8 protein-coding genes are annotated in these 14,892 nt (G+C 37.2%); 4 read left to right on the forward strand and 4 right to left on the reverse strand.

The features are described 5' to 3' along the window. Positions 1-278: 278 nt before the first annotated feature. Positions 279-1,241: a transcriptional regulator gene (locus RB214_RS18930; protein ID WP_165743962.1), complete on the reverse strand. Its 963-nt coding sequence runs from the start codon at positions 1,239-1,241 to the stop codon at positions 279-281. Positions 1,242-1,256: 15 nt separating this feature from the next. Next, positions 1,257-2,495, reverse strand: coding sequence for an AAA family ATPase (locus tag RB214_RS18935; RefSeq protein ID WP_024596524.1), 1,239 nt, complete (start codon positions 2,493-2,495; stop codon positions 1,257-1,259). A 773-nt stretch (positions 2,496-3,268) separates the two neighbouring features. On the opposite strand from RB214_RS18935, the gene RB214_RS18940 reads away from it, so the two are divergent. After that, the gene (locus tag RB214_RS18940; RefSeq protein ID WP_309169119.1) at positions 3,269-4,483 is read left to right on the forward strand and encodes a replication protein A; all 1,215 of its coding nucleotides are present in this window, start codon (positions 3,269-3,271) and stop codon (positions 4,481-4,483) included. 69 nt (positions 4,484-4,552) lie between these two features. On the opposite strand, the gene RB214_RS18945 is transcribed toward RB214_RS18940, so the two are convergent. Then, positions 4,553-5,428 (reverse strand): DNA replication terminus site-binding protein, encoded by an 876-nt coding sequence (locus RB214_RS18945; protein ID WP_309169121.1) that lies wholly within the window; start codon positions 5,426-5,428, stop codon positions 4,553-4,555. 945 nt (positions 5,429-6,373) lie between these two features. Between RB214_RS18945 and RB214_RS18950 the strand changes: the two genes are divergently transcribed. Continuing rightward, positions 6,374-7,723, forward strand: coding sequence for a class II 3-deoxy-7-phosphoheptulonate synthase (locus RB214_RS18950; protein WP_024596521.1), 1,350 nt, complete (start codon positions 6,374-6,376; stop codon positions 7,721-7,723). A gap of 63 nt (positions 7,724-7,786) precedes the next feature. Here the strand turns inward: RB214_RS18950 and RB214_RS18955 are convergent, their stop codons facing one another. Further along, positions 7,787-8,596: a pyruvate, water dikinase regulatory protein gene (locus RB214_RS18955; RefSeq protein WP_007583184.1), complete on the reverse strand. Its 810-nt coding sequence runs from the start codon at positions 8,594-8,596 to the stop codon at positions 7,787-7,789. Between the two features lie 157 nt (positions 8,597-8,753). Between RB214_RS18955 and ppsA the strand changes: the two genes are divergently transcribed. Both ppsA and RB214_RS18965 read left to right on the forward strand, forming a co-directional pair. Further along, positions 8,754-11,129 carry a phosphoenolpyruvate synthase gene (ppsA, locus tag RB214_RS18960; protein WP_309169124.1) on the forward strand — a complete coding sequence of 792 codons (2,376 nt, stop codon included), beginning with the start codon at positions 8,754-8,756 and terminating at the stop codon, positions 11,127-11,129. A gap of 691 nt (positions 11,130-11,820) precedes the next feature. Beyond that, the gene (locus RB214_RS18965) at positions 11,821-14,868 is read left to right on the forward strand and encodes an FAD-binding and (Fe-S)-binding domain-containing protein (RefSeq protein ID WP_309169126.1); all 3,048 of its coding nucleotides are present in this window, start codon (positions 11,821-11,823) and stop codon (positions 14,866-14,868) included. Positions 14,869-14,892: the final 24 nt, after the last annotated feature.

The following is a 14,892-nucleotide window of genomic DNA, read 5'->3' on the forward strand; positions in this document are numbered from 1 at the left end:
TAAAAATGAGTATAAAATTTCACAAAATATTAGGCATTACATACAAATATAAAAATTAAACGGCACGTTATAGATCACAATTTTACTAACAATGATAATAAACCAAGAGCAAATAGCTAAAAGGGGGCGATTAGTTAGTAAAAAAGTGATCTTGAAGAGGAAATATGATTATTTAAGGTAGGATTAGGCTAGTAAAGATCAGATTTTTACTAACAAAACAATCTGTCAGATCACTATTTAACTAAGTAGACATGTCTGACAGATCATTATTTAACTAACTAATTAAAGGCACTTAATAGCTTAGTTAATTGTTCTAAGCGTTTGTCTGTCATCACTTTATTGTCAATTTTGATAGACACATCACCACTTTTTAAATTGCGTTGTACCGATACAAACTTATTTTCAAGTACAGCTTCACGCTTAACAGCAACTTGAGGCTCAGCAGTTAGGCATTTGGTGATTGCCATTGCACGCTTGTCGTCACTTGTAATGGCGTTTAGCTCTTCATCGCTAGCTAGGTCACTAACAAGCTGATTAAACGCCTCTTGGTCTCTCTCCTTTGCGCTCATGAGCTTTTTAGCCACTTCGCGACCCACGTGATTCGCAGTAGGGTAGAGTGCAATAACTTCAGCAGGTATTTGTTCATACGCTTTAACAGCATCTGCAATGGCGGTGTGTGATACACCTTCAATTGCAGCAATCTCTCTGTAAGATCCTTTTTTGCCTTGTTCAATAAGCTCATTTTTAGTTTGCTGGTAAGCTTGTCCTAGCTCCCATAAACTTGGAGCGATATATTGATCTGAAGATACAGCTAAAATTTTAGCGTCTTGCTCAGTAAAGTCACTTGAACTAAGTACTAAATAATCAGCGTTACCTAAAATACAGGCCATACGACGGCGAGAACCCGCTAAGACTAAGCTTTTATCACCCTGATCCCAAAGTAACGCAGGGTGCTGATTACGGCCATCCTCTGCAATGGCAGGTAAAATATCCGATACTGACTTTTCGTTAAGAAGTGCTTGTACACGGCGATTTTTACCGTATACACCAGTTGTAGATTCAATGTCAGCGTGTGCGATCACTTTGCAAATAAGTGTAATTTGGCGCTCAGGATCGCTCGGTGCTGGCATGCGAATTACATCACCAGCATTTGCTTGTTCAAGTAATGCGTCAAGGCTACTACTTCCTACAGCTGTTGCAAAAGGATCTAAGCGGGTGTCATTTTTACGTTTTTTAGCCATTTTTATTTAACATCCTTACTTAGGGGTATTGAGTGTTGATTGAGTTGACTGCCAATTTGAACGAATAAGCATTTCTAGCTCATCGACCACATCTTTAATATTTTCTTGAGCGCGCATTAGTGATTCACGGCTTGCTAAGCTGTCTGACGCTTTTTGATCAAAAATAGTATTGAAAGACGAAGAGCTAGCAGTAATCGCCGAGCTGTGGTTGATTGGGTAACTCATAACTTGGCGACCGAATGCACTACGAACATCTTTAACAATATCGCGCTGTGAGTGATTACCTTTTACATAGTTGGTAACTAAAAACTGCATAAAGTCCCATCCCTCATGGCCAAGTGCCGCAACGGTATGGTAAATCTCACCTAGTCGTTTTAAATATTTATTATTAGCATCAAAGTCTACAGCTTCTGGATGAACAGGGATAAGCATCGCAGTAGAAGCCATTAATGCATTATAAAACATAAAGTTAAGAGTTGGAGCTGTATCTATTAATATAATATCAAACTCGTCTTTAACAGGGTTAATTACTTTTTCAAGTAACTTATGGTAATGACGAGTTTGCTCATAATTTGAGGTGTCTTTGAGTAATGTTGCAGTTTCGTGCTCAAAATAAAAATCGTCCATACCTGATGGTAGTACACGAATATTTGGGATATGCGTTGGTAAAAATGAGTTTGAAACAAATTCAGGCCATGTTTCGCCCTCATCTAAATCTATACAATCACGCATTAAATCACCAACAGTAATTGGGTCATGCTCGCTTGAAGGAAAAAAGCTTGAAGAAGAGCCTTGAGGATCTAAATCAATTATACCAATGCGATAGCGCTTAATATTTGTAGTTGCCAGCGCTGCTGCAATATTAACCATGCTGGTTGTTTTGCCACAGCCACCTTTGAGAGAATTAATGACAATAACTTGCAGTTTGTCATCACCAGTACGATGATCTGGTTTAATATCCATAATATCAGCCATAGCAAAAATGTTTACTAATGTGTAAGCATAATGACCATTGGCGCCGCGTTTTATGTTTAAATCATCAAAGTCACCGTTGTCATGACGTCTTTTTAAAGTACGATTATTACAACCTAATAAATCGGCAGCTGCTTTTTGCGTATAAGTTCTTAATTCTTTTTCTTCTGATTTAAGATGAGCACGATAGTGCTGAATACGACCTTCTAATGATTTTTCAGCTACTTCGGCGGTTGCTTTTAAAAGCCGGTAGGTACTTAACGCGTTATTATTGATAGACATACTTTCTTCCTCAAAGTTAGGCAGTTAGTATAATGTCCATTCAAATTGCTGTAAACAACTATTTAAGACGACATGCATTTTAAAAAGAAGACATTTAAAAATACTTTTACACTTTTAATATTGCTTAGTATAAATAAAGAAGTTTAAAGGTGGTTAAATATATAAGGTATTAAAGGTTAAGGACCTTAAATTAACACATAACATTATGATTAATATAAATAATATAAAAAAAAGCAGATCAGCGTTATACTTGGTTAAGATCAGATCTTTATCTACCTGCAGATCACCTTTTTACTAAGCCTTATTTTTTAAATCAAGTTACGCACAGGTTGCGCACAAGGTTATGAACAGAAAGAGCCCTTGAGAACAATTTTTTACTAAGTAAATTATAAAGTTATGCACTAACCTTAGCGTCAATAGGTTCGTTTAATTAGTATAGATCTGATCTGTACTTGGTACAGATCAGATCTATGCTAACTCGATAAGCCTTTATCCACAGGGATATTAATTTTCGTATGAATTTGTCGTGCTAAATTTTAAAATAAAGCCATTGTGATGGACAAAATAACAGCTGAGTTAGTAAAAAACCGATTTGAGATGACCTAGTTAGTAAAAATATGATCTGAAATCGCAAGTTATGTACATTACTTAGTATAATAGTGATCTAAACGTTTTATTTAAAGTCAGATCACTTTTATACTAACTTAAACATTTAACTTTTGTTGTTTAATGTGTTGTTATTAGATGTCGCAATAAAAATGGAAATAAGAACAATGAGCCGAAAGGTCAACATCTCGGTAGATAATTTGCCCGATACACTCAGGGGCCAAATCCACGGGGTGGAAAGTGCAATTGATAACGAAAGTTTAGCACTATTTACAGACAACAAAGACGTGCGAATTTCTATTGAAAATGCAGCTCATGGTTTACGTGCATATTCAAACACGTTTAATCATTATGATTTGTGGGGCCGTTTTGTTCGCTCTGGCTATAAAAAATTGCCACTTGAAGAAGCGCCTAAAAAAACAATCATTACGCGTAAAATATCGGAGAAAGTAGATGGTATTTTATACGATGGTGAGATAAAAATTACCCCTGCTGTTGTCAGTACTCGTAAAGATGGCGAAGATATTGAGTATCTTGTTTGGCCATCGGACAGAGAAGAAAAAGTAGAACGAGCACTTATTCGTTTAGCTTCTAAAGGCAAAATAGTAAAAATTAATTTTAAGTCCGGTATTCAATACGCGGTTGTTTTTTCTATGAACGAATTAGCGCAAGAGCTCAAAGCGGTAGGGCAGTCAATGCCATATCCTGCTATTAAAGAGTCACTTGAAGCATTGCAAGGTTCTAAACTTTCATTTAAATATTCAGCAACCGATACTAAAAACTCCGATATAGATGATTCGTTTTACGAGTCAAATATGAACTTTTTATCGTCACTTCACTTTAGTGGCAAAAAAGGTCAAGGTGGCAATGTAAAGTGTGTGGCCTGCTTAAATGCGTTTGTTCATAACATGATTGATAACCTTGAATACAAAGGGTATTACTTTAATAGTGCACAAGAATTAAAACGAGGATTGTCGCGTTGGATGATGCTTCGTTTGTATCACCTTTGGCGTTATGCAGCTCCAGGTAAAACTTATCATTTTAGATTACTTTCTATTATGGAAAAATACGGATCTATTTATTCAACTGATGATATTACGGAAAATAAATTAAAAGCGCTTCGTCGTGATATGACCACCACAATGAAAGATTTGATTGAAAAAGGTGCTATATCAGAATACAGCATTACAAACGTCAAAGATGACAAAACTGGTAACATTATTGATTACATATACGAAATGCACCCGTCTGATCAGTTTTGCGATGAAATACTTACATTGAACAAACACAACAAACGCATTGAGATTCAAGGCGGTAAACGTATTGTTGAAAATGCAGTGTTAATTGATGAAGATAAAATAGAAGAGATAGTAGAAAAATAATAAACGTTATTTAAATACTGTACATATTTACTAAAAAGGCCACATATTGTGGCCTTTTTAACATAATAGCTATCGGTCAACTTGTTCTAAATATAGCCTATCAACTAAAAAATCATACTCACGTTTTCGAGGATGAGCTTCGGGTTTTTTATAATCAGGTAAGATACCTAGTTTAACGTCTGGTTCTGGATTAATCAGAATAAATGGTAATGCGGCGCTCACATGATAGCGGTTTTGTGCTGTGTATCTCACATTAACTTGAGGGCTTACGCGAGTAGGGCGACGAATTCTTAATTTTTCCTTTTCACCTAAACTAGCAATCCGTAATTGTTCTTGAGCTACAAGTGATTGCCATTTTTGCTGATCTATCATTCTTGGATTTCGATAACTGGCTGATTTGTCTAGCATTTCGAGGGCCATTTTTTTAGTCAACGTTTTAGTTGCGTGCTTGTGCATCCAAGTAAACCTAACAGAAAATGGTGATTCACTCTCACTGTGAATCTTACGATAAGCAGCAAGTGTTATTAAATTTGGTATTGCATTATGAACAGCCTCAAATCGGGCATCGTTATTATCAATTGCCAATATACACTCTTTGAAACTAGCTTTAGCTTTGTTAACCTGTGCTATACGATTATTTAAAGCTTGTTTATCTGCATTTTTAATAACAAGTAAACCAGGGTGCCTTTTTAACACGCGACTACTTAAGCCCGATTTTTTATAAATGTCAGAAAAGGAGTTTAAAATTGCCTTTTGAGCCGGCGCTCCAGTTATTTTAGAGACAAGTATGGACTCAGGAACCTTATTTTCATCTAAATTACTTACATCAGGTAACTGATAGTACTCTGCTCTGGAAAACTCACATTCGTTTAATTCTTCAATTAACCTTAAAGTTAATTCGTTCATTAAATCAAACTGACTCCTAATTTGCACTTTAGTAACCACGGCACACCTCAAAGAACACATCTTACCAATTCCATATTATTGCATGCATTCTGCCTTGAATAAACTTTTAATAAAATTTTACTCGATGTTCAGTTAATATAAAAACAAATATAAGCATGATGTGTTCTTTTCTAGGATGGATAGTTCTACTTATTCCTGTAATTTAGTACTGTTTTAGTTAGTTCGCTTAGAGCTTAATTGCTCATGTAGTGTAATAAATGAGGAATGTAAAATGAACTTGGTGCGGTTGTATTCAAAATAATAGTGTTAGTTTTGGTTGTTTCTCTAATTAGTGATTAATATTATAACGTGTTTTAACTATGGGTTTATCATCCAGAAGCTTAGAATGTCATACATGATTTTTGCATGAGAGCCATTTAAGGCACCACTGGCAGTTAAGTTTTTAGTTATCACAACTTGCTAAATAACGTTGGCGGCATGGTGGGAAGATGAGTGGTGAATCAGCAGATTAACCTTGTGTCAGTTGTAAGTATATTCTGGCATAAGAATAATCAACAGCGTTATTCTACTAGGTTTAAAGTGCATATAAATAAGCAACACAAAATCCTATATCATATATTTAGACCTGCACATAGTCCCTGTTAGTTAATAATTAATTTAGCGCGTAAAGTTAAGATTACATTTGATGCAATTTAAGTATGATGTGTTCTTAAGTAAAATACATATAATATACCCTTGTGCTTTATTTATTCTCAATGTGTTAAAATTGAGAATAAATAACTCTAATTGTATGTTTTTAATCACTTTAGTTTTATTTAAAATAAAACTAAAGTGATTGTTATATAATCACCTGAGTTAAGTAAAATTACTTTTATACTTAACTCATAACTAAATAATTGGAAAATAGTGAATTTAGTCCTTGAACATAGGGGTCTGCATACGTTAATTTCTTCTTATCAGGTAATGTAGGAATGAGGAAAAATTATGTCATCGTGGAACCCAAATAGCTGGAGAGAGCTGCCAATACTGCAGCAGCCACAGTACCCAGATCAAGAAATACTTAAATCAGTAGAAGGCCAATTAAAAACGGCTCCGCCTCTAGTTTTTGCAGAAGAAACAAGAAGCCTATTCAAACAACTTGAAGACGTGTGCGAAGGTCGTGCATTTTTACTTCAAGGTGGTGACTGTGCCGAGTCGTTTAGCGATTTTAATGCCGCTAATATTCGCGATACATTCAAAACAATTTTACAAATGGCTGTTGTATTAACTTATGGCGGTAAATGCCCTGTAGTTAAAATAGCGCGTATGGCTGGTCAATACGCTAAACCTCGTTCAGCAGACTTAGAAACAATTAATGGCGTGTCTTTACCATCTTACCGTGGCGACATCATTAATAATATTGAGTTTACAGAAGAAGCGCGCATTCCAGACCCACAACGTTTAATGACTGCATACCATCATAGTGCCGCTACGTTAAACTTATTACGTGCATTTGCACAAGGTGGCCTAGCCGATCTTCATCAGGTTAACCGCTGGAACATGGGCTTTGTTGCTGCAAATCCACTTAAAGAAAAATACCAACAACTTGCAGATAAAATTCAAGACGCACTAGAGTTTATGGAAGTGTGCGGAATTAACTCTACAATTGCGCCAAGCTTAAAAGAAACCGATTTATACACTTCTCACGAAGCTTTACTACTTGGTTACGAAGAGGCACTAACACGTCGCGACCATTTATCGGGTGATTGGTACGATTGTTCTGCTCACTTTGTTTGGATTGGTGAACGTACTCGTCAACTAGACCATGCACATATTGAATTCTTTAAAGGCATTAAAAACCCAATTGGTGTTAAAGTTGGCCCAGGTATGGACCCAGACGACCTAATTCGTTTAATTGACGCATTAAACCCAGATAATATTCCTGGTCGTTTAACGCTAATTACGCGTATGGGTGCAGACGTACTGCCAGAAAAACTCCCAGCACTAGTAAGAAGAGTTCAACAAGAAGGCCGTAAAGTAATTTGGAGCTCAGATCCAATGCACGGTAATACTGAAAAAGCGACTTCAGGTTACAAAACGCGTAACTTCGATAATATCATGCGCGAGATCAGTCAGTTCTTCGCTGTACACAAAGCTGAAGGTTCATACGCAGGTGGTGTTCACCTAGAAATGACAGGTCAGCACGTAACAGAATGTACAGGCGGTGCTTACGGTTTATCTGACGATGACTTAGCACAGCGTTACAAAACGCAGTGTGATCCACGCCTTAACGCCGACCAAGTATTAGAGTTAGGCTTTTTAGTCGCTGATTTACTAAAAGACGCACGTAAATAATATTTATTGATACAAAAAAACCGCTTAGTTGCGGTTTTTTTTATTTCAAATTTGATGACTAAGTTAGTACTTACGTCGCTCCAAGTCTGTCTCTATCAGTATTTTTGCAGAAATTTCTTCAACAGAATGATGCGTAGAATTAAAGTAAGCTATTTTGTGACGCTTATACAACATTTCTACTTCGCGCACTTCAATACGACACTGTTTAATTGAAGCATACTTAGAGTTAGCCATACGTCGATGCCTTATAGCCGCAAGCCTCTCAGGGTCAATCGTGAGCCCAAATAACTTATGTTTATAAGGGACTAAACATTTAGGCAAACCTTCATTATCTAAATCTTCTTCTGTAATAGGGTAGTTAGCCGCTTTAATGCCGTACTGCAGTGCTAAGTATAAGCTTGTCGGGGTTTTACCACTTCTGCTAACGCCAATTAAAATGATGTCTGCCTCGGAAAAGTTTTTAATATTTCCGCCATCATCATTCATAAGCGCATAGTTAACCGCATCAATTCTAAAGTCATAACTTTTTTCGTGGATAGAATGCGTACGATGCATTTTTGGAACAGGGGCTACATTGAGTTCTTTTTCTATTTTTTCGCTATACGTAGTTAAAAAATCATACGTAACTGCATCAGCCGATTTTATAATTTCACTTAAATTGTGATTCACAAAAGTAAAAAAAACGAAAGGCTTTTCACCTGTTTTTGCAGCGGTTGCATTAATTAAAGCTTTAATTTCGTGCGCTTTTTCTTCAGTTTCTACAAATGGAATTGTTTTATGATTAAAATCGATAGGAAACAACGACAAAGTCGCATGCCCAAATACCTCTGAAGTAATTGCTGTTCCATCTGATATATAAAAAGCAGTTCTCATAATTAACCTTTTTATTGCGTTTAAATCCCTAAAATGGGTTTCCCACGGTTTACGTGAGGACTGTTGCCAGTGTAGAATGATGACGACCTTTATAAAAGGTTTTCTTTCTTAACTCTCACAGTTAGACCTACAATTTGTTTTTTTTGGAGAAAGATCCGTGCAAGAATACGTTCTCTGGTATCAAGAGCTTGGCATGCAAGATGTTCCTCGAGTTGGCGGTAAAAACGCGTCACTTGGCGAAATGATTTCAAACCTCGCAAACGCAGGTGTACAAGTACCGGGTGGTTTTGCAACTACCGCAGATGCTTTTAATGAGTTTCTAGATCAATCAGGACTCACCGCCAAAATTCATGACATCCTAGATACACTTGATGTTGATGATGTAAATACACTCGCTAAAGTCGGTGCCGATATCCGCCAATGGATAATCGACACACCATTCCAACCAAACCTAGATCTAGCCATTCGCGACGCATATAGCCAACTCCATGGCGATACTGCAGCAGATGTTTCATTTGCAGTACGTTCATCAGCTACCGCTGAAGATATGCCAGATGCATCATTCGCAGGCCAACAAGAAACTTTCCTTAACGTTGTCGGTATCGATTCAGTCATGGTCGCTATTAAACACGTATTTGCTTCATTATTTAACGACCGCGCAATCTCATATCGTGTTCACCAAGGTTACGATCACCGTGGTGTAGCGTTATCAGCAGGTATACAGCGCATGGTACGTTCAGATAAGTCAGCATCTGGCGTAATGTTTAGTATTGATACAGAGTCTGGTTTTGAAGACGTTGTATTTATTACATCAAGCTATGGCTTAGGTGAAATGGTTGTACAGGGCGCGGTTAACCCTGATGAATTTTATGTTCATAAACCAACACTCCTTAAAAACAAACCTTCAGTAGTACGTCGTAATATTGGTTCTAAAGCCATACAAATGATTTACTCAGAAGACAAAGCACATGGTAAGCAAGTAGACATCGTTGATGTTGACCCTGAACTTTCTAATAAATTTTCGATTACAGATGAAGAAGTGCAAGATCTTGCCAAACAAGCTGTAATCATTGAAAAACATTACGGTCGTCCTATGGACATCGAATGGGCAAAAGACGGAAACGACGGCAAACTATATATAGTTCAAGCACGTCCAGAAACTGTCCGCTCAAACGAAGACTCAAACGTAATGGAACGTTTTCAATTAAATGGCACAAGTAATGTACTTGTTGAAGGCCGTGCAATTGGTCACAAAATTGGTAGCGGTGTTGTACGTGTTCTTGATTCAATTAAAGAAATGGACCAGGTACAAGTAGGCGACATTTTAGTTACCGATATGACCGACCCTGATTGGGAACCAATCATGAAACGTGCAGCAGCTATTGTTACAAATCGTGGTGGCCGTACGTGTCACGCGGCAATAATTGCACGCGAACTTGGTATTCCAGCAGTTGTTGGTTGTGGTAATGCAACTGATTTAATTAAAGCGGGACAAGAAGTAACAGTATCGTGCGCCGAAGGCGATACCGGCTTTATTTACGAAGGTATTTTAGATTTTGAAATACTAACGTCACGCGTTGATAAAATGCCAGAACTACCAATGAAAGTAATGATGAACGTGGGTAACCCCGATCGCGCCTTTGACTTTGCACGCTTACCGCATGCAGGTGTAGGCCTTGCGCGAGTTGAATTTATTATCAACCGTATGATTGGCGTTCACCCTAAAGCGTTATTAAATTTTGATGCGCAAACAGATGCATTAAAAGCAGAAATTACTGACATGATTGCCGGTTACGAATCACCAGTAGAGTTTTACATAACAAAACTGGTTGAAGGTATTTCAACGCTTGGTTGTGCTTTTGCACCGGAGCGTGTAATTGTGCGTATGTCTGATTTTAAATCAAACGAATACGCAAACCTAGTTGGTGGCCAGCAATACGAGCCAGAAGAAGAAAACCCAATGATTGGTTTTCGTGGCGCCGCACGTTATATCTCTGAAGATTTCCGCGATTGTTTTGCATTAGAATGTGAAGCTATAAAACGCGTAAGAAACGACATGGATATGGCAAACATAGAAATCATGATCCCATTCGTACGTACCCTTGAAGAAGGTAAACGCGTAATTGAACTACTAGAAGAGCATGGCCTTAAACGTGGTGAAAATGGTCTTAAAGTAATCATGATGTGTGAGCTGCCTTCAAATGCATTACTTGCTGATGAATTTTTAGAAATGTTTGATGGTTTTTCTATCGGCTCTAACGATTTAACACAGTTAACGCTTGGTCTTGACCGTGATTCTGGTTTAATCGCACATTTATTTGATGAGCGTAACCCAGCAATTAAAAAACTACTTTCTATGGCAATTAAAACAGCTAAAGAAAAAGGCAAGTACGTAGGTATTTGTGGTCAAGGTCCTTCAGATCACGAAGACTTTGCAGCATGGTTAGTAGAGCAGGGCATTGACTCTGTTTCACTCAATCCAGACACAGTAATAGAAACATGGTTATACCTAGCTAAAAAATTAGCAAAGTAATAAATAGGTAAGCTATAAAAAATGCCAGCAATGTATTGCTGGCATTTTTTATAACCAATTAAAAGTTAAATTAACGGGCTAATTTTTTATCTAAATAAGCACATGATTTAGTTAATGCCTTTTGGCAAAGTGATAAGTAATGTCGCGCTTTAGGGTAATAAAACGAAAAACACAATAAACCCGCCATAAAAAATATAAGTGAAGGCTAAGGGCGTGTTGATCTTTGTGGATTGAAATTTGTTCAATCTAGGGGCGATTAAATCGCGGCGCGAGGTTTGTAACCTAGTGGGCTAAGTAAGAATCGAGCAACAAAGAGTTAATCGTCCCTGGAAAGAACCCATTGGGCAGCGCATGTTTGGTATTTATGCTGCGTTATCGCCTATTTATGGGGAGTAACCACACTACATAGGCTCTGCCTTGCCTAAAAACCAAACATACTGCTGCAAATTCAACAACCAAAGGTCAACACGCCCTAGGAAAAATCGCAAAAAATAGCCCTAGCAAAATAAATAGCACGCCACTGATCTGTAATAGTAATTTTTTCATATAACACACCTCATTACTCGTTAACTTGAGTATAATTTAAGCTGCATTAAAATCGACTAAAAGAGTGTTACAAACTGTAAAATCTTCAATTTCTATTCGCCATCACCATGATATAATTAGTCAAATGCCCTAAAATATCGTCGTCATGATAGCAACAATTACACAGCAAGATGCCGCGACAGTACTTGTCGCAAATTACCTAAATACCATTGCAAGCCAAGGTTTTAGTGGAGATACCGATGCCAGTTATGCAACGCGTATTACTGCTTCAACCGATAACAGTGTGTATCAGGAAATACCCCAAGGTGTTATTTTTCCAAAAAATGAAAAAGATATTCAACTCGCACTGCAAACTGCATCTCGCGACCCATTTTTATCATTAACTTTTGGCCCTCGTGGTGGCGGAACAGGTACTAACGGTCAATCGTTAACACCAGGTATTGTTGTAGATTTGTCTCGCTATATGCGCGAAATCCTCGAAATAAATGTAGAAGAAGGCTGGGTACGCGTTCAAACTGGCGTAATAAAAGATCAACTTAATGACTTTTTAAAACCTTATGGTTTTTTCTTCTCACCCGATTTATCTACTAGTAACAGGGCAACTATTGGTGGCATGATAAGTACTGACGCATCTGGGCAAGGGTCGTTAGTTTACGGAAAAACAAGCGATCATGTTTTAGGGCTTACAACTTATTTAGTCGATGGTACACCTATGTGTACCTCACCAATAAACATCGACAAAGCAAAAATTATAGCCGAGCAAGACTCTTTAATTGGTAGTTTATATAAAACAGTTTTAGATATTTCAGTTAATGAACGCGCAGCTATTTTAGCTAAGTTTCCACGATTAAATAGGTTTTTAACCGGTTACGACCTAGAGCATGTGCTAAGTGATGATTTACTTACTTTTGACATGAGCCGACTAATAACAGGTTCAGAAGGCTCATTAGGTATAGTAACTGAAGCTAAATTAAACCTAACACCGATTGCCGAATTTAAAACCCTTATAAATATCAAGTACGATAGTTTTGACTCAGCACTTCGTCATTCACCGTTTTTAGTTGATGCACGCGCAACATCGGTAGAAACCGTAGATAGCAAAGTTTTAAACTTAGCGCGTGAAGACATCATTTGGAATTTAGTATCGGACTTAATAACCGACGTACCAAATAAAGATATGCAAGGCCTTAACATGGTCGAGTTTAATGCAGTATCAAACGATGATATAAAAGACAAAGTAGACACACTTTGTAAGCTTCTAGATGAATGCGTAGCAAATCAAACTAATGGCGTTATTGGATATCAGTTAACCAGTGATAAAAGCGATATACTAAAAATTTACGCAATGCGTAAAAAATCAGTCGGTTTATTAGGTAATGTAAAAGGCAGTCAAAAACCACTCGCCTTTGCAGAAGACACTGCAGTACCCCCTGAAAATTTAGCAGATTATATTGTCGAATTTAGAGCATTACTCGACAGCCATAATTTACAATATGGTATGTTTGGCCATGTTGATGCTGGGGTTTTACACGTACGCCCAGCACTTGATATGTGCGACCCAGAACAAGAAAAACTACTTAGAACTATTTCAGATCAAGTAGTAAAACTAACCGCTAAGTACGGTGGTTTAATGTGGGGCGAACACGGTAAAGGTTACCGAAGTGAATACAGCCCTGAATTTTTTGGTGAGCATTTATATACGCAACTTCGTAAAATAAAAACAGCTTTCGATCCTAACAACCGCATTAACCCCGGTAAAATATGTACTCCTATCGATAGTGAAGACTCACTAGTTAGTGTAGATGGACAAAAGAGATCGCACTTCGATAAGCAAATATCAATAGAAGTTAAAACCAGTTTTAACAATGCAATGACCTGTAATGGTAATGGCATATGCTTTAATTACGATGAAAATTCACCTATGTGTCCATCGTATAAAGTAACCGGCGATCGTCGTAATTCACCAAAAGGTCGCGCAAGTTTAATGCGCGAATGGCTTCGTTTACAAGAGTCAAAAAATGTAGATTTACTCGAAGTAGAAAAGCAGCTTAACAAAGGTGAAGTAATCACCTGGTGGGAACGTTTTGTTCATAGCCGCGAAAAACGAAAAGGTATTTACGATTTTTCTCACGAAGTAAAAGCGTCAATGGATGAATGTTTAGCATGTAAGGCATGTACAACAGCATGCCCAATTAAAGTAGATGTACCTACTTTTCGTTCGCGCTTTTTAAATTATTATCATAGTTATTATGCACGCCCGCTAAAAGATTACCTTGTTGGTAACATAGAAAACAGCGCGCCATTAATGGCAAAGTTCGCTAAAGTTATAAATCCAATTGTTAAAACATCATTAGTTAGTAATGTTATTAAAAAAACGGTTGGCTATGTTGATACACCACAGTTAAGTATACCTGCACTTTCAAAGCGTGTTACTAAAACACAAAAATTCGATTTTGATTTACTAAATAAATTAAATGCAGAGCAACAAAGTGAATATGTATTAATAGTACAAGACCCATTTACGAGCTTTTACGAAGCGGAATTAGTAGAAAGTTTTATTACTTTAATAACCCAACTTGGTAAAAAACCAATGCTATTACCTTTTAAACCAAATGGTAAACCGCAACACGTAAAAGGTTTTTTGCATGAATTTAAAGTTACAGCTAAAAATGCAGCCGAGTTTTTAAATAAATTAAATGATATTAATGCACCGTTAGTCGGTTTAGATGCGTCACTCGTTATGTGTTACCGCGATGAATATAATACAATTTTAGAAAATAACCGTGGCGAATTTAATGTGCAGCTTGCTCATGAATGGCTAGAAACACAATCGTTTAAATCACTAAGCGCAAAGCAAAATACAGATACCGAATTTACATTACTGAGTCATTGTACTGAAACAACTGCACTGCCAAAATCGGCAAATGTTTGGCAAACAATTTTCAGTGATATTGGTTTAACATTAAAAACAACAAATACAGGTTGCTGTGGAATGGCGGGGACTTATGGCCACGAAGCACAAAATCAAGATAACTCACGTGCACTTTACGAAATGAGTTGGAAACCAATTGTAGATAAAAATAAACCAGAGCAACTTTTATCTACGGGCTTTTCTTGTCGTAGCCAAGTTAAACGTTTTGAGAAATTTAAACCCAAACACCCAATTGAATTACTCGCACAGGTACTTAGATAATAAAAGTTAAAAAAAGGCGTAACT

Origin of the sequence: Pseudoalteromonas sp. HL-AS1 (genome assembly GCF_031198785.1) — a bacterium.
Taxonomy (GTDB): Bacteria; Pseudomonadota; Gammaproteobacteria; order Enterobacterales; family Alteromonadaceae; genus Pseudoalteromonas; species Pseudoalteromonas distincta.